The organism is Streptomyces nymphaeiformis, from assembly GCF_014203895.1.
In the GTDB taxonomy this organism is placed as follows: Bacteria; Actinomycetota; Actinomycetes; order Streptomycetales; family Streptomycetaceae; genus Streptomyces; species Streptomyces nymphaeiformis.
Window position 1 is genome coordinate 449,962 of the sequence record NZ_JACHJY010000009.1, and the last position, 19,948, is coordinate 469,909.

A 19,948-nucleotide genomic window follows, 5' to 3' on the forward strand; every position below is an offset into this window, starting at 1 on the left:
CCCCATGTCCGGCCCGACCGGCATACTGTGCACCACTCATGACACGTCCATGGCAACACGCGTCCCTGGCGGCACTCCTTCATGCCGGCGCGTGCCCATGGGAACACCGGGCAACACCAACGGGGATCACCTTCATGCGTTCTGTACGACTCATACCCGCCGTCCTCGGCATGGTCACCGCGCTCGCGCTGACCGCCACGGCCTGCGGCCCCACCGAGACCCCGGCCGACGGCACGCCGGCCGCCGGGGCGAGCAGCTCCGCCGACGCCGGCAAGGGCGGCGCCGACCTCACCAAGGACCTCGCCGACAAGCTGAAGAAGCACGGCGTCGACCTGGACAAGTGGAAGAACGGCGAGTGGAAGAACTGGGACAAGGACACCTGGCTCCGTGAGGCCGAGGACTTCGTCAACCCGGTGATCGACGGCCTCTGGGACCCGGCGCGCATGCAGTCGGCGAAGAGCCCGGACCAGACGATCACCGCGCAGGCGGGCACCGGCGGCACCGACCCGACGCCCCGCCCCGTCCAGGCCCAGCGCGAGAAGACGCCGTACCACCGCAACGCGGCCCCGGTCGGCAAGATCTTCTTCGACTCGCCCGAGGGCTCGATGGTCTGCTCCGGCACCATCGTGAAGGACCCGCGCCACCCCGGGAAGTCGAACCTGGTCTGGACGGCCGGCCACTGCGTGCACGCCGGCCAGAAGGGCGGCTGGTACCGCAACATCGCCTTCGTCCCGGCCTTCAACGACCTGGGCAAGTCCCCCGCCGCGCTGGAGAACGCGCAGCCGCAGGAGGTCTACCCGTACGGCCAGTTCTGGGCCGACTGGGCCGTGACCTCGGGCGAGTGGATCAACGCGGGCGGCACCAACCAGGCCTGGCCGTACGACTACGCCGTGCTGCACGTGCAGCCGGAGCGCGGCGGGAAGTCCCTGGAGGAGACCGTCGGCGTCGCCCTGCCGGTCGACTTCTCCGCGCCGTCGGCCGCGCAGGCCGGGACGATGGGCGCCTGGGGCTACCCGGCGGCGCCGCCGTACAACGGCATGATCATGCACAAGTGCCTCGACCGGCCGACGCGCCTCACCACGGCTCCGGCCACGCCGACGATGTACCGCATCGGGTGCACGATGACCGGCGGCTCCTCGGGCGGCGGCTGGTTCCGTGTCCTGCCCAACGGCAAGACGGCGCTCGTGTCGAACACCTCGATCGGCCCGGCCGGCAGCAACGGCTGGCTCGCCGGCCCGCAGCTCGGCCGTGGCGCCCAGGCCGTGCACGAGATGGTCAGCAAGAAGTTCGCGGGCTGACACCCCGAGCCGCGGGCTGACCCGCCGAGAGCGGTGGACAGCAGAGCGGTGGACAGCAGAAGGCGCCGGGCTCCTCCCGAGAGGGGGGAGCCCGGCGCCTTCGCCGTTCGTCAGTGCGCGGCCGGGACGTACGGCGCGAGCAGCGCCGCCAGTTCCTCGTGCACCCGGGCCTTGAGCAGGGTGCCCTCCGGGGTGTGCTCCTCGGAGTCCACCTCGCCCTCGGCGTGCACCCGCGAGACGAGACCGCCCTGCGTGTACGGCACGAGGACCTCCAGCTCGACCTCCGGGCGCGGCAGCTCACGGTCGATGAGCGCGAGCAGCTCGTCGATGCCCTGGCCCGAGCGGGCCGAGACCACGATGGAGTGCTTCTCCATCCGCAGCAGGCGCTGGAGGACCAGCGGGTCGGCCGCGTCGGCCTTGTTGACGACGACGATCTCCGGCACGTTCACCGCGCCGACGTCGCGGAAGACCTCGCGCACGGCGGCCAGCTGCTCCTCCGGGGCGGGGTGCGAGCCGTCCACCACGTGCAGGATGAGGTCGGACTCGCCGACCTCCTCCATGGTGGAGCGGAACGCCTCGACCAGGTGGTGCGGCAGGTGCCGGACGAAGCCGACGGTGTCGGCCAGGGTGTAGATCCGGCCGGTGGGCGTCTCGGCCCGGCGGACCGTCGGGTCGAGGGTGGCGAACAGCGCGTTCTCCACGAGGACGCCCGCGCCGGTGAGGCGGTTGAGCAGGGAGGACTTGCCGGCGTTGGTGTATCCGGCGATGGCGACCGACGGCACCTTGTTGCGACGGCGCTCCTGCCGCTTGATGTCGCGGCCGGTCTTCATCTCCGCGATCTCCCGGCGCATCTTCGCCATCTTCTCGCGGATGCGGCGCCGGTCGGTCTCGATCTTGGTCTCACCGGGGCCACGGGTGGCCATGCCGCCGCCACCGCCGCCACCCATCTGACGGGAGAGCGACTGACCCCAGCCGCGCAGTCGCGGCAGCATGTACTGCATCTGCGCGAGTGCGACCTGCGCCTTGCCCTCTCGGGACTTGGCGTGCTGGGCGAAGATGTCGAGGATGAGGGCGGTCCGGTCGACCACCTTCACCTTGACGACGTCTTCGAGGGCGATGAGCTGGCCGGGGCTGAGCTCACCGTCGCAGACGACGGTGTCGGCACCGGTCTCGAGCACGATGTCGCGCAGCTCGCGCGCCTTGCCCGAGCCGATGAAGGTGGCCGGGTCCGGCTTGTCGCGGCGCTGGATCACGCCGTCGAGCACGAGGGCGCCGGCCGTCTCGGCGAGGGCGGCGAGCTCCGCGAGGGAGTTCTCCGCGTCCTGCACCGTCCCGGAGGTCCAGACACCGACCAGCACGACGCGCTCCAGGCGCAGCTGGCGGTACTCGACCTCGGTGACGTCCTCGAGCTCGGTGGAGAGGCCCGCGACACGGCGCAGCGCCGCACGCTCGGAGCGGTCGAACTGGTCGCCGTCCCGCTCTCCGTCGATCTCGTGGCTCCAGGCGACGTCCTCTTCCATCAGGGCATCGGCCCGAAGGCTCTCGGTACGGCTCGTCTCCGCGAAGCTCTGCTCGTCCTGGGAAGGGGAAGAAGAGGAGGTCATTGGGTCCTAACGTCGATGAGGAGATATGTGTCTGTGCCGGTCACAACGCCTGCGGATGCCGGAAGATTCCCGTCCGCGGCCGCGTCGCCGACCTGAAGATGGTGTCACGGCCCCACACGGCACGTCACCCGGGTTTCGGCGCGTCCCTCACCCGGGTTTCGCCGCGGTCTTCGGTGCCCCGGCGGGGCGGCTGCGCCAGTCCGGGTGCCCGGGCATCGCCGGGGTCTTCGCCTCGTACAGCCAGCCGTGGAGGAAGGCGGTGAGGTCGCGTCCGGCAACCTCGCCGGCGAGTGCGACGAAGTCGGCGGTGGTGGCGGTCCCGTCCCGGTGCTCGGCGACCCAGCGGCGCTCCAGGGTCCTGAAGGGCTCGGTGCCGATCTCCTGGCGGAGCGCGTAGAGGACGAGGGCGCTGCCGTCGTACACGACGGGCCGGAAGAGGCTGATCTTGTGGTCGGGCGTCGGGGGTTCCGGGGCGGCCGGGGGGCCGCCGTCGGCCCGCCACCCGTCGGAGGCGGCGTACGCGGCCTTCATGCGGCGCTCCAGCGACTTGCCGGCGGTCTCCTCGGCGTACAGCGCCTCGTACCAGCTGGCGTGTCCCTCGTTGAGCCACAGGTCGGACCAGGTGCGGGGCGAGACGCTGTCGCCGAACCACTGGTGGGCCAGCTCGTGGACCATGACGGAGTCGACGTACCACTCGGGGTAGGCGGGCTCGGTGAAGATGCCGCGTTCGAAGAGCGAGAGGGTCTGGGTCTCCAGCTCGAAGCCGGTGTCCGCGTCGGCGATGAGCACGCCGTACGTCTCGAAGGGGTACGGGCCGACCTGCCGCTCCATCCACTCCAGGTGGCCGGGGGTGCGGCGCAGCCAGGGCTCCATGAGCTGCCGGTCGGCGGTGGCGACGACGTCCCGTACGGGCAGCCCGTGGGGGCCCTCGCGGTGGACGACGGTGGAGCGGCCGATGGAGACCTGGGCGAGCTCGGTGGCCATGGGGTGCCGGCTGCGGTACGTCCAGGTGGTGGTGGCGCCGTGGTCGACGCGGCCCTCGGGGAGGCCGTTGGCGACGACGGTGAGCTCGCTGGGGGCGGTGATCCGGAAGGTGAACCAGGCCTTGTCGGACGGGTGGTCGTTGGAGGGGAAGACCCGGTGGGCGGCGTCGGCCTGGTTGGCCATGGCGAGGCCGTCGCCGGTGCGGACCCAGCCGCCGGTGGCGGCGGGACCGGTGGGGTCGCTGGTGTGGGTGACGGTGATCTCGACCTCCTCGCCCGCGTCGATCGGCACGACGGGGGTGACGACCAGGTCCTCGCCGCTGCTCTCGTACCGGGCGGGCAGGCCGTCGACGGTGACGGCGGAGACCGTGCCGTGGGTGAAGTCGAGGTTGAGCCGCTCCAGCTCCTCGGTGGCGCGCGCGTCGATGCGGGTGACGGCGGCGAGGGGCTTGGTGTTGGCCCCGGGATAGGTGAGGTCGAGCGTGTACGCGAGGACGTCGTAACCGGGGTTGCCGAGGTGGGGGAAGAGCGGGTCCCCGATGCCGAGCGGCGCGGGGGCGGGCAGCGCGGCGGCGACGAGCCCGGCCGAGGCGGCGACCAGGACGGCGGAGCGGAGCCACCGCGCGCGGGGCAGGGGCGTTCGGACGAGCGGCATGGGCCAGGGCCTTTCCGGAGGAATGGCCCTACGGCTACCAGTGCGGCCGCCGTGCGCGGGGGCGGCGCGCGCACCGGCCACCCGAAGGGGGACACCCGGGGCCGGTCGCCGGCTCAGGACGCGGGAACGGCGGGCATCCGGGGAAGGGGGGTCCTCCGCTCAGGCCGCGGGAACGGCGGGCGTCCGGAGGAGGGGCGTGCTCAGCTCACGCCCCGCGACGGGTGGGCGCGGCTGACGTCGTACACCCCCGGCACGTCCCGCATGGCGCGCATGAGCGCGGCGAGGCCGGTCACGTCGGGGAGGTGGAGGGTGTACGTGTGGCGGACCCGCTGCTCGCTGGGCGGCTCGACGTTCGCCGAGACGACGGCGGCGCCGAAGGTGGCGATGGCCTCGGTGAGGTCGGCGAGCAGTCCGGGCCGTCCGAAGGACTCGGCGACGAGGGTGACCCTGCCCTGCGGGGTGTCGCCCCAGCGGACGGTGACGGGTTCGCGGCCGAGGCCGCGCATGGCGTCGACGGCCGAGCAGCGGGCGCGGTGGACGGTGACCGATCCGCCGCGGACGCGGAAGCCGGTGATCTCGTCGGGCGGTACGGGGGTGCAGCAGCCCGCGGGGCGGACGGCCGCGGGCTGCTCGCCGTCCAGGTCGGCGTGGAGCTCGGCGCCGGAGCGGCGGTCGGCGGGGACGCTGACCTGGGGGCGCGGGTCGGTGGGGGCGGGCGGCGCGGCGCTCTCGGGGTGAGCGCGGAGCCAGCCGGTGATCGCGATCCGGGCGGCGGGGGTGCGGGCGTGGTCGAGCCACTCCGGGGACGGCCCGGACACGGCGTCCTGGGCGAGCAGCAGCTGGACGGTGTCGCCGTCGCCGAGGACGGTGCTGAGCGGGGCGAGGCGGCCGTTGACGCGGGCGCCGAGGCAGGTGTGGGCGGCCTCGCCGTGCTGGGCGTACGCGGCGTCGACGCAGCTGGCGCCGGCGGGGAGGCTGATCGTGCCGGGGGCGCTGCCGTCGGCGCGGAAGACGGTGATCTCGTCGTCCTCGGCGAGGTCGGCGCGGAGCGAGGTCCAGAAGGTGTCGGGGTCGGGGGCGGACTGCTGCCAGTCGAGGAGGCGGGAGAGCCAGCCGGGGCGGGTGGGGTCGACGCGCTCGCCGTCGTCGGCCTGCGAGCCTGCGGTGTCCGACTCCTGGCCGACGTGGGGGTTGCCGAGGGCGACGACTCCGGCCTCGGCGACCTTGTGCATCCGGTGGGTCCGGATGAGGACCTCGGCGACGGCGCCGTCGGGGGCGGCGATCGCGGTGTGCAGGGACTGGTAGAGGTTGAACTTGGGGGCGGCGATGAAGTCCTTGAACTCGGAGATCACCGGGGTGAAGCAGGTGTGGAGCTCGCCGAGGACCGCGTAGCAGTCGGCGTCCTCGGCGACGAGGACGAGGAGCCGGCCGAAGTCGCAGCCGCGCAGCTCGCCGCGCTTGAGGCGGGCCCGGTGGACGGAGACGAAGTGCCGGGGCCGGACGAGGACTTCCGCGCCGATGCCGGCTTCGCGCAGGACGGCGGTGACCTGTTCGGCGACGGCGCCGAGCGCGTCGTCGGCGCCGGGGTTGTCGGCGATGAGCGCGCGGGTGGTCTCGCACTCCTCGGGGTGGAGGATCGCGAAGACGAGGTCTTCCAGCTCGGTCTTGAGGGCCTGGACTCCGAGGCGCTCGGCGAGCGGGATGAGGACGTCACGGGTGACCTTGGCGATCCTGGCCTGTTTCTCGGGGCGCATCACGCCGAGGGTGCGCATGTTGTGGAGGCGGTCGGCGAGCTTGATCGACATGACCCGGACGTCGCTGCCGGTGGCGACGAGCATCTTGCGGAAGGTCTCGGGCTCGGCCGCGGCGCCGTAGTCGATCTTCTCGACCTTGGTGACGCCGTCGACGAGGTAGGCGACCTCGTCGCCGAACTCGCGGCGCACCTGGTCGAGCGTCACCTCGGTGTCCTCGACGGTGTCGTGGAGGAGGGAGGCGGTCAGGGTGGTGGTCTCCGCGCCGAGTTCGGCGAGGATGAGGGTGACGGCGAGCGGATGGGTGATGTAGGGCTCGCCGCTCTTGCGGAACTGGCCGCGGTGCGAGGACTCGGCGAGGACGTACGCCCGGCCGAGCACCGTCAGGTCGGCCTCGGGATGGTGGGCGCGGTGCGCCTCCGCCACATGGCTGATGGCGTCGGGCAGGCGGTCACGGGGTGCCGGTCCCGCGGTGGCGTTCAGCAGGGCGGCGCGGCCGAGGCGGCGCAGGTCGATCCGGGCGCGTCCGCGTCTGCGGACGGTCACGTCGGTGGGGGCGGCCTCGGGGTTGGTGGCCTCTGCGCTCATGGGGCACCTCCGGCAACATGGACCGGCGGTGGGCGGGCCAGATGTGCCCGGGGGGCCGGTGCTTGATGCTACCGACCCCACCACGTGGCGCAGTCACGCTCTCGCTCAGCGTGAATCGGATCACCCATTCGAGCGATAAACGAGTCGTTGACAGTTTCGATTCCCTCGCGGGCGATCACGAAGCCGGCTGGAGCCACTCCGGGTCGACGGTGCCCTCGGCGACGATGACCGCGGGTCCCGTCATGTCGATCCGGCCGTCGGGGTGCTCGGTGATGACCAGGGTGCCGCCGAGCACGTCGACGGTGTACGTGACGGGGGTGCCGCTCTCGGCGGGGTCGACGCCGTCCCGGCGGGCGGTGGCGACGGCGACGGCGCAGGCGCCGGTGCCGCAGGAGCGGGTCTCGGACGCGCCGCGCTCGTGGACGCGCATGGCGACGTGGCGGGGGCCGCGGTCGACGACGAACTCGATGTTCACGCCGTCCGGGTACACGGCGGCCGGCTCGTACGGCGGCTCGTCGTACAGGGTCCCGGCGTGGGCGAGGTCCTCGACGAAGGCGACCGCGTGCGGGTTGCCCATGTTCACGTTGCGGGCGGGCCAGCTGCGGCCGTCGACGGTGACGGTGACGCCGTCCTCGGGGAGCACGGCGCGGCCCATGGCGACGGTGACGGAGCCGTCCTTGTCGAGGTGGACGTACTTGACGCCGCCCCGGGTGGCGACCGCGACCTCGCCCGCGGTGACGTGCCCCGCGTGCTCCAGGTAGCGGGCGAAGACCCGGACGCCGTTCCCGCACATCTCGGCGACCGAGCCGTCGGCGTTGCGGTAGTCCATGAACCACTCGGCCTCGTCGGCCAGGTGGCGGGCGTCGGGGTGGGCGGCGCTGCGCACGACGTGCAGCAGCCCGTCGCCCCCGATGCCGGCCCGCCGGTCGCAGAGCCGCGCGACGACGGCGGGCGGCAGGTCGACGGCGTTCTCCGCGTCGGGGACGATCACGAAGTCGTTCTCGGTGCCGTGGCCCTTGAGGAAGGGGAGCGGCGAGGTCTGCGTGCTGGTCACACGATCAACTGTACGTGCCACCCCCGACACCCGACCCACCTGTCCACGGCCCGGGCCCCGCCGGACCGGGCGCCCCCGGCCCCCTCCGCTCCCGGCCCACGCCCGCCCGGGACCGGGCCGGGCTTCGTACGGGGCGAGGGGCTCCGTACGGGCGAAGGCACGTACGGGCGGAGGCGCCTGCAGGCAGGGCGCGCATGCGCCCGTGCGGGTCCCGCGGTTCAGCGCAGGCGCGCCACGCGCCAGACGGCCAGGGCCACCAGGGCCGCGATCGTCGTCAGGTACAGGGCGAGGACGCGCCAGTCGGGGCGTTCGCCCGAGCCGCGCTGCGGGAGTCCCGGCCAGGTGTAGCCGACCTTGCGGGCGGCCATCATGCCCCAGCCCGCCGCGCAGGAGCTGATCAGCAGTCCGAGCATGGCGACGACGGCGCCGCCGTCCCCCGAGCCGAACGCGAGCGGGAAGGCGAACATCAGCGAGCCGACGGCGGCCAGGCCCACGATCGGGGCGAGCTGCCAGATCCGCAGCCGGCGCTGGGGGCGCAGCTCGACCTCGACCTCGTCGGTGTCGACCTCGACGGCCGTGCCCACGGCGTCGTCGGGACCGTCCGGGGTCAGCCCCGGGGCCGCGACGGGTGCGTCGTCCGTCGGGTGGCCCGGCGTGTCGACCGACGGATCCGCCGTCGGGTCACCCAGGGCCGCCTCGTGCTGTTCTCTGTCGCGAGGGCCGGCCTCCATCGCCACGCGCCCTCCCCACTCGGACTTCACTTGGTCGATCGATGCTCGATGATGGCACGCTCATGACCGCCGAAATGACGGGCAGTGCGTCCCGATGCCATCACGTGATCAGGCTGTAACCGCTCGTTCGACCAACGACAGCGCCTCCCGCGGGAGTTCCCCGCGGTGATCGGCGGCTCCGCTGAGCCAGTGCACCCGCGGGTCCCGGCGGAACCACGAGTCCTGGCGGCGCGCGAAGCGCTTGGTGGCCCGCACGGTCTCCGCGCGCGCCTCGTCCTCGGTGCACTCCCCCGCGAGCGCCGCGAGGACCTGCTGGTAGCCGAGGGCGCGGGCCGCCGTGCGTCCCTCGCGCAGCCCCCGCGCCTCCAGGTCGCGTACCTCGTCGACGAGACCGGCCTCCCACATCCGGTCCACGCGCGTGGCGATCCGCTCGTCGAGCTCGGGGCGGGCCACGTCGACGCCGATCTGGACGGTGTCGTAGACGGAGTCGGGGCCCGGGAGGTTGGCGGTGAAGGGCTTGCCGGTGATCTCGATCACCTCGAGGGCCCGGACGATGCGGCGGCCGTTGCTGGGCAGGATCGCGCGGGCCGCCTCCGGGTCGGCGTCGGCGAGTCGGGCGTGCAGGACGCCGGAGCCGCGCTCCTCCAGCTCGGCCTCCAGGCGGGCCCGGACGGCGGGGTCGGTGCCGGGGAACTCCAGGGCGTCGACGGCCCCCCGTACGTAGAGCCCGGAACCGCCGACGAGGACCGGGGTGCGGCCGGCGGCGAGGAGACGGTCGATCTCGGCGCGCGCGAGCCGCTGGTACTCGGCGACGCTGGCGGCCTCCGTCACGTCCCAGATGTCGAGGAGGTGGTGCGGGATGCCGCCGCGCTCCTCGGGCGTCAGCTTGGCGGTCCCGATGTCCATCCCCCGGTAGAGCTGCATCGAGTCGGCGTTGACGACCTCGCCGCCGAGCTGCTGGGCCAGGAATACACCCAGATCGGACTTTCCGGCTGCCGTGGGGCCGACGACGGCGATGACCCGCGGGGCGGGAGCTGCGCTTCTCACCGTCCCAGTCTCGCAAACCTCGGGACCGGCCCCCGAACGAGCTACGTGACGGGCCTCCCCCGGCTTCGTTGCCCGTTGCGAGGTTCCGACTGTCGATCAGCTCGGAGCCGCTCCCGTCCGAGTACGCTATGGAGTGGATATGGGCTTTTTTGCAATGTTTCGCCGTAAGAAGCAGGAGACCTCCCCGGAGGAGACCGGGACCGACGCCGGGGCGGACGTCGCCGCCGAGGCCCTGACGGCTCCGGCCGAGGACGAGGCGGACGGTGCCGGGGACGGCGCGGACCGTGCCGGGGACGTCGAGGTGGTCGTCGAGGCGGCCGTGGAGATCCCGAAGCAGCAGTCGGTCGAGGCCGCCGCCGACAACGAGGCGGGCGACGGCGCCCGCAGGTAGGCCCCCGGGGTCCTGGGGGCAGCACACGGAACGCACGACACGGAACACGGACCCCCGAGGTCCGCGGAGGGAAGGTGCCCCATGGGTCTCCTGGATTCGCTGAAGGCCAAGCTCGCCCCGGCCAAGGACAAGGTCGCCGACCTCGCGCAGCAGCACGGCGAGAAGATCGACCACGGCCTGGACAAGGCCGGAAAGTTCGTCGACGAGAAGACCAAGGGCAAGTACAGCGACAAGATCCAGTCCGGTACGGGCAAGGCGAAGGACGCCATCGACCGGATCGGTCACAAGGACGACGGCACGCCCGGGAGCGGTGGCGCCACGCCGCCGCCGGCCGCCTGACGACCGACGTCACCCGACAGTCCCTCCGCACGGCGGACGGCCGCGGAGCTTCGCGCTCCGCGGCCGTCCGCCGTTCGTCGTTCCTGTCTCTTACGACCAGGCAGCGACGAAGTACCCCACGCCGTACGGGGCGTCCTCGAAGAGCAGCCGGCCGTCGAGCCCCGCGCCCTCGGCGGCGCCCGCGAGGACCTGCCAGGGGGCGCGGCCCGCCGCCTTCAGCTCGGCCGCGAGCCCGGCGTCCAGCGCGAGCAGCGCGGTCGTGTCGGCCGTCCCCAGGGCGCGGGCCGCCTCCGCGTCGAAACCGGCGGCACGCTCGTCCAGGTAGCCGGGGGCCTTCACGGTCCGGCAGGCGCTGCCGTCGCCCATCACCAGGAGGGCGACGCGCTCGGCGGAACCCGCCAGCTCGCGGCCGATCCCCGCGCAGACGTCGGGCGTCGCCGCCGCGTCGACGGCCCGGCCCTCGATCGGCGCGTCGGCCCAGGCGGCTCGGGCGAGGAGCCAGGCGGCGACGGCGAGGGGCGTGGGGAGGGGGCGGCCGGCGGGGCGTGGCCCCTCCCCCAGCTGTACGGAGAGGTCGACGCCGAAACCGGCGAAGGAGCCCACCGAACCGGCCGGGTACACACCGCCCTCTTCGGCGGGCCCGACGACGTACAGCCGGTCCGGGCGGGAGGCGGCGAGCAGCCCGACGGCGTCCGCACAGGCCGCCCGCGCGGCGTCCAGCTCGGGTGCGGCACCGGTCGCGACCTCGGGGACGAGGAGCGGGGGGCTGGGGCAGACGGCTGCGGCGACAAGCATGATCCGCAGCCTACTGCGCCGGCGCGGCGCCCTCTCGTCGTGGGCGATCGTTCCGCTGGGGCGGGACGATCGCCCACACGGCAGCGGGCACGGGCCCGCACGAAGCGGGGCCCCGGGGCGTGCGGGTCAGTGGGTGCCGCAGGCCGGGGTGTCCATGGGCGGGAGCGGGGCCGGGGCGCCGATCTGCGGGAGGCCCAGCATGACGCCCGCCGGCTTCGGGGCGGCGGTCGTGCGCTTCTCCCACGCGTCGCCCGCCCGCGTCCGGCGGACGGCCGTGGTCGGGCCCTCGGCGAGGAGGTGGTGCGGCGCCGCGTACGTGATCTCGACGGTCACCACGTCGCCGGGACGGACGTCCTCGTCCGGCTTCGTGAAGTGGACGAGCCGGTTGTCGGGGGCGCGGCCGGAGAGCCGGTGGGTCTCGCCGTCCTTGCGGCCCTCGCCCTCCGCGACCATGACCTCCAGGGTGCGGCCGACCTGCTTCTTGTTCTCCTCCCAGGAGATCTCCTCCTGGAGGGCGACCAGGCGCTCGTAGCGCGCCTGCACGACCTCCTTCGGGATCTGGCCCTCCATGGTCGCCGCCGGGGTTCCGGGGCGCTTGGAGTACTGGAAGGTGAACGCGTTCGCGAAGCGGGCCTCGCGGACGGTGTGCATCGTCTGCTCGAAGTCCTCCTCGGTCTCGCCGGGGAAGCCCACGATGATGTCGGTGGAGATGGCCGCGTGCGGGATGGACGCGCGGACCTTCTCGAGGATGCCGAGGAAACGCTCCTGCCGGTACGAGCGGCGCATGGCCTTGAGGATCGAGTCCGAGCCGGACTGGAGCGGCATGTGCAGCTGCGGCATGACGTTCGGCGTCTCGGCCATGGCCGCGATGACGTCGTCCGTGAAGTCGCGGGGGTGCGGGGAGGTGAAGCGGACGCGCTCCAGGCCCTCGATCTGCCCGCAGGCGCGCAGCAGCTTGCTGAAGGCCTCGCGGTCGCCCAGGTCGGAGCCGTACGCGTTGACGTTCTGGCCGAGCAGGGTGATCTCGGAGACGCCCTCGGCGACGAGGGCCTCGATCTCGGCGAGGATGTCGCCGGGCCGGCGGTCCTCCTCCTTGCCGCGCAGGGCGGGCACGATACAGAACGTGCAGGTGTTGTTGCAGCCGACGGAGATCGACACCCAGGCGGCGTACGCGGACTCGCGGCGGGTCGGCAGCGTGGAGGGGAAGGCCTCCAGGGACTCGGCGATCTCGATCTGCGCCTCCTCCTGGACGCGGGCGCGCTCCAGGAGGACCGGCAGCTTGCCGATGTTGTGCGTGCCGAACACCACGTCGACCCAGGGGGCCTTCTTGACGATGGTGTCGCGGTCCTTCTGGGCGAGACAGCCGCCGACGGCGATCTGCATGCCGGGGCGCGTGGTCTTCATCGGGGCGAGGCGGCCGAGGTTGCCGTACAGCTTGTTGTCGGCGTTCTCGCGGACCGCGCAGGTGTTGAAGACGACGACGTCGGCGTCGCCGTCCGCGCCCTTGGGGGCCCGGACGTAACCCGCCTCTTCCAGCAGACCGGAGAGCCGCTCGGAGTCGTGGACGTTCATCTGGCACCCGTAGGTGCGGATCTCGTAGGTCTTGGTTCCTTGAACGTTCACTGCCGGGCTCCGGTCGCTGCTGAGGGTCATGGCTCAAGGGTAGGTGCTTCCGGAGGGGCGACGGCCCGGGTGCTGCCGCCCCCGTCCCCCGGCGCGGGTCGCGCGGCCGAAGGCTCCGGTGGCGGTGGCGCTCCGGACGTGACGGTCGCCGATCGCGAGGGGGCTCGGCATGCGCAAGCGGGGATCAGATCGGGCGACCGCGTTCCGGAGCAGTACTGTTCGGCGACGTCGTGATCGGGCGACGGCGCGGAGGGGCGGACGGCATGGTGAGCGTGGAAGAGCTGGAGGCCGTACTCCCGTCGATGACTCCGTGGCGCGTGCCCGGTGGGCGCGGCGTGGACTGGGTCGCCCTGGAGGCGGGCCTCGGGACGGCGCTGCCCTCGGACTTCCGTTCCCTGGCGGAGGCGTATCCGGTGCTGGTCGTCGACGGTTTCCTGACGGTGTCGGTTCCCCGGCCCGGCGCCGAGGCGCTGTGGGCGTCCGAGGCCGGGAACGACGAGGTCCTCCAGGATCTGTTCGAGATGGGCGACACCGGGGACTACCTCCCCTTCCCGCGGCCGGGCGGTCTGATCGCCTGGGCGTCGTCCGGTTCCGGGGACGCGTTCTACTGGAGGACGAGCCCGGCCGCCGACCCGGACGCGTGGCCGGTGGTCGTGCGCGGGGACAACGGCGACTGGTCGGAGTTCCCGGTCGGTGCCGTGGCGTTCCTGGCGGGCGTCTACGGGCGCACCGTCGAGGTGGGCGGCATGCCCGGGGATTTCCCCGGGCACGACCCGCGCGTGCTGGGCCTGAGCGACGACGTCAGGTGATCGGCTGCTGATCTGCGGGCGTCGCCTCAGCGCATGTCCGCCGGGCGGGCCCCGCCTTCGAAGGGGAAGCGGCGGCGGAAGTCGTCGGCGGCGTCCTCCAGGGTGCAGAAGGTGACGCCGGCGTGCCCCGACACGTACTCGATGAAGCGTTCCAGCATGAGGAGGACCTGCGGGCGGCCGCTCACGTCGGGGTGGAGGGTCACCGGGACGACCGCGTAGTCGAGCTCGCGGTACACCCAGTCGAACTGGTCGCGCCAGTCCTGCTCCAGGGCGCGGGGGCTGACGTAGCCGTGGCTGTTGTGGGCGTGCTTGTTGAACATCATGGGCGGCAGGTCGTCGACGTACCAGTTGCCGCAGAACTCCACGAGGTCGACCTCGTGGCCGTGGACCAGCGGCTTCATCCAGTCCTTGGCGTCCTTCGCGTAGTCGATCTTCGTCCAGCTGTCGCCGACGCGGGCGTAGAACGGGGTGAAGTCGCGGTAGTTCTGGCTGTGGTCGTAGGAGAAGCCGTACTTGTGGAGGAGGGCCGCCGTGTGCGGGGACATCTCCCACCAGGGCGCCACGTAGCCGCGCGGGCGGCGGCCGGTGTACTCCTCGATCAACTCGACGGAGCGGGCGAGGACGTCCTCCTCCTGCCGGGGGCTCATCGCGATCGGGTTCTCGTGCGAGTAGCCGTGCGCGCCGACCTCGTGGCCCGCCTCCACGACCATGCGGGTCTGCTCGGGGAAGGTCTCGATGGAGTGGCCGGGGATGAACCAGCTGGTCCGGATCCCGTACCGCTCGAAGAGCTTGAGCAGGCGCGGGGTGCCGATCTCGCCCGCGAAGACGCCCCGCTGGATGTCGTTCGGGGAGTCCTCGCCGCCGTAGCTGCCGAGCCAGCCGGCGACGGCGTCGACGTCGACGCCCAGGGCGATCTTGATGTCCTTCGTGGTCATGCGGCGTGGGCCTTTCCGTACGTGTCGAGCAGGTGGTGCACATCGGCGATCGCGGCGGCCATGGCGGCCCGGCCGGTGGCGCTCCACTCGCGCTCCGCGAGGCTGTGGGCGGAGATCCAGCCGGTCATGTCGGTGTCGCGGACGACCGGCGCGAGCAGTTGCGCGCGGACGCCGTAGACGTCGATCAGGGCCTGTGGCGGCCTCGGGTCGTCCCGGAAGTGGGGCTGGACGAGCGGGATCCGGTGCCGCTCCAGCCACTCGACGGTGTTGAGCCGGCGCTGGTCGAGGCCCGCGTCGCGACGGATGGAGCGGACGCCGGGGCCGAGTGCCTCGCCTGCGGTGAGGTCCACGTGCAGGCCGTGCCCGGGCAGGTCGAGCCGCAGGGTGGTGCGGTCGGCGCCGATGGCCGTGCGCAGCTCGGTGAGCACCCGCTGGAAGCCGGCGCGCAGGCTTCCGGAGCGCAGCAGGTCGCCGTGGCCGTCGAGGGCGGGGTGTGCGCCCGCCAGGTCGAGCGCCTTCCACAGCGTGGCGGTCACGCTGTCGAAGACCGGTATACCAAGTGTGGTCTCCAGTCCGGCGGCGGCACCCGCGCCGTACACGTTGGTGCACACGACCGCGACGGCGTGGGCGTCCGCGGCGGCCTGTTCGATCTGCCGGGCCACGTCGGTCTCGGGGATGCGGGCGAACGCCTCGTTGTCGGAGACCCCGAACGGCTCGGCGAGCGCGCAGTCCAGGCCCTCGGCGGCGTACGTGGTGACGATCCGCTCGGCGACGTCACTGGTGTAGGGGACGGCCAGGCCGAGCCGGGTCACGCCGTACGCGGCGCAGGCGTCGAGCAGCGCGAGCGTGGAGGTGGTGGCCGGGACGCCGGTCTCCGCGGTGATCGCGGCGGCCAGCTGCCGGTCGTGGTCGACGCCGAGCCAGGAGCCGGAGGTGCCGTTCCAGGCGATGACGTCGACGCGGGCGTCGGCGAGCTGCCGGGCGGCCGCGAGCATCGGTTCGGCGGCGAACTGGGCGTCGGAGCCGCCGTCGAGGGCGATCCGGGTGACGGGGACGCGCGCGAAGTGGGCGCTCGCGAGGTCCCGGGCCCCGTCGAGGAGGCGGTAGGTGACCGGCTCCAGACAGGTGTTGGAGGACGGGGTGAGCATGCCGATACGGATCATCGGACGGCGAGCCTCCTGCTGTAGTCGATGACGAGGGACGAGACGGTGAAGAGGACACCCGCGCCGACGAAGTAGAGCAGCGCCCAGGTGTACGAGCCGGTGCCGCCGACGATGTAGCCGACGGCGATGGGGGTGACGATTCCGGCGATGTTGCCGGCGAGGTTCATCGCGCCGCCGACGACGCCGGCGTTGGACCGGCCGGCCAGGGTGGAGGGCAGCGACCAGTAGAGGCCCGCCCAGCGCAGGAAGAACATGACGGCGGAGAGGAGGACGACGGCGGTCGTCGGGTCCGGTACGAGGACCACGCCGAGCAGTCCCGCGACGACGGCCGCGCCCGCGACGCCCATCATGGTGCGCATCACGGCGTTGGCGCCCGCCCCGGCGGCCTTGCGGCGGTCGGAGATCCAGCCGCCGGTGAGCTCGCCGACGAAGCCGGAGCCGAAGATGACCAGGGTCGACCAGCCGATGGTCTTGATGTCGAAGCCCTTGGTCTCGGAGAGGTAGAGCGGGCCCCAGGTGAGCAGGCCGTAGAAGACGCCGTTGAAGCCCATCCAGCCCAGGCACATCGCCCAGAACGAGCGGTGCCTGAGGTACGGGCGTAGGCCGGTGCGCTCGTCGGCCGGGCCGGCCGCGTCCTCGGCGGCGTGCGCGCTCTCGATGTACGAGGCCTCGGCGTCGTTCACGCCGGGGTGCTCGCGCGGGGTGTCGCGGACGTACCAGGCGGCGCACAGGCCGATGACGACGGTCAGCACGCCGGCGATGACGAAGCTGGTCCGCCAGCTGCCGGTCCAGGCGATGAGCGCGGAGATGAGGATGCCGCCGAGCGCGGCGCCGAGCGGGGCGCCGCCGTCGAGCAGCACCGCGCCCCGGCCGCGTTCCTTCGCGGGCAGCCACTGGGCGTTGAGCTTGCCGCCGGCGGGCATGACGGGGGCTTCGACGGCGCCGAGGAGGAGGCGGTAGCCGAGCAGGGATCCCGCGCCGGTGGCGGCGGCGGTCGCGGCCTGGGCCACGCCCCAGCCGATGCAGGCGCCGGAGACCATCCTGCGGGGGCCGAAGCGGTCGGCGAGCCAGCCGCCGGGGATCTGCATCAGCGCGTACGTCCAGAAGAAGGCGCTGAGGACGAAGCCGGTGGTCTCCTTGGAGAGGCCCAGGTCGTCGGTGATCAGGGGCAGGGCGACGGAGACGGAGCCGCGGTCGATGTAGTTGAGCGCGACGACGCCGAGGAGCAGGACGAACATCTTCCAGCGGACCCGGCTGGGACGGCCGCCGGCGGGGGCGGGGGCGGTCGCGGCGGGGACGGTCTTGCCGAGCGGTGTGGTACTCACGGACAAACCCTCGATTCACAGATCGCACAGGGTGAGACGTCGAGCGCGGCGGGGCCCCGAGCCGCGTTTCGGTATACCAAAGCAGTGAGCCGAGAGGCCGTCAAGCGTTTGGTATACCGTGACCGCATCGATACGGGGAGGGCACATGACCGAGACCGAGGGCGCCGCGACCATCTCCAGCGGCGGCGGCTGGCTCCGCGACCAGGTCTGCGAGGGGCTGCGGGACCGCATCATCGACGGACGGCTGCGGCCGGGGGACCGGCTCGTCGAGCGCGACGTGGCCGAGGAGTTCGGGGTCTCCCGCGTCCCGGTGCGCGAGGCCATCCGCATCCTGCTCGGCGAGGGCTTCCTGCAGGCCCTCTCACCGCGCCGGATCGTCGTCCGCGAACTCTCCGGGCAGGACGTGGAGAACCTCTTCGACCTGCGCGAGGCCCTGGAGGTGCTGGCCGCCCGCAGGGCCGCCGAACGCCGCACGGAGGCCCAACTCGAAGAGCTCCGCGCCCTGTTGGAGGAAGCGCGCAAGGTGACGCTGTCCGGGCGTCCGGAGCGCGTCTCCCGCGCCAACGCCGCCTTCCACCACCACATCGTGGAACTCGCGGGCAACGACATGCTCGCCACCACCCTGGAGTCCCTGGAGGGACGCCTCCGCTGGCTCTTCCAGCAGATCGACGACCCCGGCTCCCTCTGGGCGGAGCACCGCATGCTGTACGAGGCGATCGCCGCGGGCGACGCCGACGCGGCGGCCGACTGCTCCCTCCGCCACATCCGCCACTACCGCGAGGTGGCGCTGGGGCTGCTCTTCGACGGGACGTGAGCGCGGGGCGGAGCGGGACACCCCCGCCCCTCGGGCCGCCGGGCGGCACGTGGACTCCGCGCCCCGCACCCTGCGCCCCGCACCCACGGTTCGCACATCATGATGTTCATTCGCACATCTGCGTGGTAGAAAAGTGCCATGGGTGTCGCCAATCGTCTGGACCTGACCCTGCGGCTGGTGCAGGGCTCCGACCGGGTCTCCGTGTCGGAGCTCTCCCTTCGCCTGGGTGTCTCGGAGATGACCGTGCGCAGGGACCTCGACGCGCTGGAGCGTCAGGGTCTGGTGCGCAGGGTGCACGGTGGCGCCGTCGCCACGCGCGTGCGTGCGGAGCAGGCCGGGTTCACCGCACGGGAGCCCTGGCAGGCCGCGACCAAGGACCGGCTCGGCGCGGCCGTGGCCGCGCTCGTGGAGCCCGGTTCGCGCGTGCTCCTCGACGCGGGGACCACGACCGTGCACGTCGCCGAGCATCTGGCCGGGCGCGGCCCGCTGACGGTGGCCGTGCTGAGCCTCCAGGCGGCGGCAGTCCTGGCCGACCGGCCCGGGATCGACCTCCTCGTCGTGGGCGGCCGCTCGCGTCCCGGCGAGCGCTCCCTCGTCGGACCGCTCGCGCTGCGCACCCTCGGAGACCTGGCCTTCGACTGCTTCGTGATGTCCATCGGCGGTGTGCACGCCGGGCACGGATGGTCGGAGTTCTCCCTCGACGACGCGGCCGTCAAGCAGTCCGGACTCGCCCGGGCCGCCCGTACGGTCGCCGTCGCGGACGCGACCAAGCTGGGCGTGCGCGCGTTCAGCCGGGTCGCCCCCCTCGACGCGGTGCACCAGTTCGTCACCGACCGGGCCGCCGAGGACGCCGCCACGCACCCCCGTGGCCCCGAGACCCTGGACGCCCTGCGCGACGCGGGCGTCGAGACGGTGCTCGCCTGAACCCTGGCGCCTCGCGCCCGCGCCTACACCTACGCCCCCACCCGTACCCCTGCTCAAGGAGTGATGCGGTCGTGACCCCTGAACCCCGCCCCCTGATGATCCTCGTCGCCGGGCCCTACCGGTCCGGCACCGGCGACGACCCCCACAGGCTCGCCGCCAACGTGCGGGCGATGAACGAGGCGGCGCTCGTGCTCTTCCGTGCCGGGCACCTGCCCGTCACGGGCGAAGCCCTCGCCCTCCCGCTCGTGGAGACCGCCGGCAGCGCCGGTCCCGGCGACCCCCTCTTCGACGAGATCTTCCACCCCGTGGCCGAGCGGCTGCTGTCCCGCTGCGACGCGGTGCTGCGGATCGGCGGCCCCTCCGAGGGCGCGGACCGGATGGTCGCCAGGGCCCTCGGACAGGGCGCGGCCGTGTACACGGACATCGCCGCCGTCCCGGCCGCCCGATGACGGCCGGCATCGACACCCCCGACCGCCGCGGCCGCACCGGCCTCGACCGGCACGGCCGCGACCTGACCGGCAACCCGGGGGTGCGGATCCATGACGTCGAGGTGCTGTCCTGCGACTGGTACGTCCTGCGGAAGACCACCTTCGACTACCGGCACGGTGACGGGCACTGGAGCCGTGAGCAGCGCGAGACCTACGACCGCGGGGACGGGGCGACCGTCCTGCTCCACAACACCGACCGCCGCACCGTGCTGCTGGTCCGCCAGTTCCGCCTTCCCGCCTACGTCAACGGGCACCCCGACGGCATGCTGCTCGAAACCGCCGCCGGGCTCCTGGACGGCGAGAGCCCGGAGGAGGCGATCCGCCGCGAGGCCGAGGAGGAGACCGGGTACTCCATCGGTGTCCCCGAGCGGGTCTTCGAGGTCTACATGAGCCCCGGCTCGGTCACCGAGCGGCTGCACTTCTTCGCCGCCCCCTACGACCCGGCCCGCTCCCCCGGCAGCGCACACGGCGTCGCCGCCGAGGGCGAGGACATCACCACCGTGGAACTCCCCTTCGCGGAGGCGCTCGCCATGGTTCGCGACGGCAGGATCGCCGATGCGAAGACCGTGATGCTGCTCCAGTGGGCGGCCCTCGACGGCCCGTTCCGGCCGGGCGCCTGACCCTCGACGGC

Annotated in this window: 19 protein-coding genes; 8 read left to right on the top strand and 11 right to left on the bottom strand. The window is 73.0% G+C overall.

The features are described from left to right. Nucleotides 1–134 precede the first annotated feature (134 nt). Nucleotides 135–1,298 (top strand): trypsin-like serine peptidase, encoded by a 1,164-nt coding sequence (locus GGE06_RS30645; RefSeq protein ID WP_184932357.1) that lies wholly within the window; start codon nt 135–137, stop codon nt 1,296–1,298. Between the two features lie 110 nt (nt 1,299–1,408). On the opposite strand, the gene hflX is transcribed toward GGE06_RS30645, so the two are convergent. From hflX to miaA, 6 genes are all read right to left on the bottom strand, one after another. After that, nucleotides 1,409–2,902: a GTPase HflX gene (gene hflX / locus GGE06_RS30650; protein ID WP_116158463.1), complete on the bottom strand. Its 1,494-nt coding sequence runs from the start codon at nt 2,900–2,902 to the stop codon at nt 1,409–1,411. Between the two features lie 147 nt (nt 2,903–3,049). Next, complete coding sequence (locus GGE06_RS30655) at nt 3,050–4,540, bottom strand: M1 family metallopeptidase (protein WP_184932358.1); 1,491 nt, start codon at nt 4,538–4,540, stop codon at nt 3,050–3,052. A gap of 200 nt (nt 4,541–4,740) precedes the next feature. Continuing rightward, nucleotides 4,741–6,879, bottom strand: coding sequence for a RelA/SpoT family protein (locus GGE06_RS30660; RefSeq protein ID WP_184932359.1), 2,139 nt, complete (start codon nt 6,877–6,879; stop codon nt 4,741–4,743). 175 nt (nt 6,880–7,054) lie between these two features. Beyond that, complete coding sequence (gene dapF, locus GGE06_RS30665; RefSeq protein WP_116158466.1) at nt 7,055–7,933, bottom strand: diaminopimelate epimerase; 879 nt, start codon at nt 7,931–7,933, stop codon at nt 7,055–7,057. Between the two features lie 218 nt (nt 7,934–8,151). Then, nucleotides 8,152–8,664 (bottom strand): hypothetical protein, encoded by a 513-nt coding sequence (locus GGE06_RS30670; RefSeq protein WP_181924847.1) that lies wholly within the window; start codon nt 8,662–8,664, stop codon nt 8,152–8,154. A 108-nt stretch (nt 8,665–8,772) separates the two neighbouring features. Then, nucleotides 8,773–9,711, bottom strand: a complete 939-nt coding sequence (miaA, locus tag GGE06_RS30675; protein ID WP_116158467.1) for a tRNA (adenosine(37)-N6)-dimethylallyltransferase MiaA — start codon at nt 9,709–9,711, stop codon at nt 8,773–8,775. A gap of 154 nt (nt 9,712–9,865) precedes the next feature. On the opposite strand from miaA, the gene GGE06_RS30680 reads away from it, so the two are divergent. Together GGE06_RS30680 and GGE06_RS30685 are read left to right on the top strand one after the other, a co-directional pair. Next, nucleotides 9,866–10,102 (top strand): gliding motility protein, encoded by a 237-nt coding sequence (locus GGE06_RS30680; protein ID WP_116158468.1) that lies wholly within the window; start codon nt 9,866–9,868, stop codon nt 10,100–10,102. Nucleotides 10,103–10,183: 81 nt separating this feature from the next. Continuing rightward, nucleotides 10,184–10,441 (top strand): antitoxin, encoded by a 258-nt coding sequence (locus GGE06_RS30685; RefSeq protein WP_116158469.1) that lies wholly within the window; start codon nt 10,184–10,186, stop codon nt 10,439–10,441. Nucleotides 10,442–10,531: 90 nt separating this feature from the next. Here GGE06_RS30685 and GGE06_RS30690 read toward each other — a convergent pair whose 3' ends face one another. Together GGE06_RS30690 and miaB are read right to left on the bottom strand one after the other, a co-directional pair. Next, nucleotides 10,532–11,236, bottom strand: a complete 705-nt coding sequence (locus GGE06_RS30690) for a class III extradiol ring-cleavage dioxygenase family protein (RefSeq protein WP_116158470.1) — start codon at nt 11,234–11,236, stop codon at nt 10,532–10,534. A gap of 126 nt (nt 11,237–11,362) precedes the next feature. Continuing rightward, entirely contained in the window at nt 11,363–12,889 is a 1,527-nt protein-coding gene (gene miaB / locus GGE06_RS30695) for a tRNA (N6-isopentenyl adenosine(37)-C2)-methylthiotransferase MiaB (RefSeq protein ID WP_116158471.1), read from the bottom strand. 233 nt (nt 12,890–13,122) lie between these two features. Between miaB and GGE06_RS42910 the strand changes: the two genes are divergently transcribed. Then, nucleotides 13,123–13,668, top strand: a complete 546-nt coding sequence (locus GGE06_RS42910) for an SMI1/KNR4 family protein (protein WP_246532850.1) — start codon at nt 13,123–13,125, stop codon at nt 13,666–13,668. A gap of 26 nt (nt 13,669–13,694) precedes the next feature. Here the strand turns inward: GGE06_RS42910 and GGE06_RS30705 are convergent, their stop codons facing one another. Genes GGE06_RS30705 through GGE06_RS30715 form a run of 3 tightly spaced genes read right to left on the bottom strand, consistent with a single transcriptional unit; the run spans nt 13,695 to nt 17,091 of the window. Next, on the bottom strand, nt 13,695–14,603 hold the full coding sequence (locus tag GGE06_RS30705) for a polysaccharide deacetylase family protein (protein WP_184932361.1): 909 nt from the start codon (nt 14,601–14,603) through the stop codon (nt 13,695–13,697). After that, nucleotides 14,600–15,766: a maleate cis-trans isomerase family protein gene (locus tag GGE06_RS42090; RefSeq protein ID WP_221518653.1), complete on the bottom strand. Its 1,167-nt coding sequence runs from the start codon at nt 15,764–15,766 to the stop codon at nt 14,600–14,602. The genes GGE06_RS30705 and GGE06_RS42090 overlap by 4 nt, the downstream gene beginning before the upstream one ends. Then, nucleotides 15,763–17,091, bottom strand: a complete 1,329-nt coding sequence (locus tag GGE06_RS30715; RefSeq protein WP_220378528.1) for an MFS transporter — start codon at nt 17,089–17,091, stop codon at nt 15,763–15,765. The genes GGE06_RS42090 and GGE06_RS30715 overlap by 4 nt, the downstream gene beginning before the upstream one ends. Before the next feature lie 145 nt (nt 17,092–17,236). Between GGE06_RS30715 and GGE06_RS30720 the strand changes: the two genes are divergently transcribed. From GGE06_RS30720 to GGE06_RS30735, 4 genes are all read left to right on the top strand, one after another. Continuing rightward, complete coding sequence (locus tag GGE06_RS30720) at nt 17,237–17,905, top strand: GntR family transcriptional regulator (protein ID WP_116158473.1); 669 nt, start codon at nt 17,237–17,239, stop codon at nt 17,903–17,905. A 138-nt stretch (nt 17,906–18,043) separates the two neighbouring features. After that, nucleotides 18,044–18,829, top strand: a complete 786-nt coding sequence (locus GGE06_RS30725; protein WP_116158474.1) for a DeoR/GlpR family DNA-binding transcription regulator — start codon at nt 18,044–18,046, stop codon at nt 18,827–18,829. 95 nt (nt 18,830–18,924) lie between these two features. Next, nucleotides 18,925–19,278 carry a DUF4406 domain-containing protein gene (locus GGE06_RS30730; RefSeq protein ID WP_116158475.1) on the top strand — a complete coding sequence of 118 codons (354 nt, stop codon included), beginning with the start codon at nt 18,925–18,927 and terminating at the stop codon, nt 19,276–19,278. Then, nucleotides 19,275–19,937 (top strand): NUDIX domain-containing protein, encoded by a 663-nt coding sequence (locus GGE06_RS30735; RefSeq protein ID WP_116158476.1) that lies wholly within the window; start codon nt 19,275–19,277, stop codon nt 19,935–19,937. Before GGE06_RS30730 ends, GGE06_RS30735 begins: the two co-directional genes overlap by 4 nt. Nucleotides 19,938–19,948 lie beyond the last annotated feature (11 nt).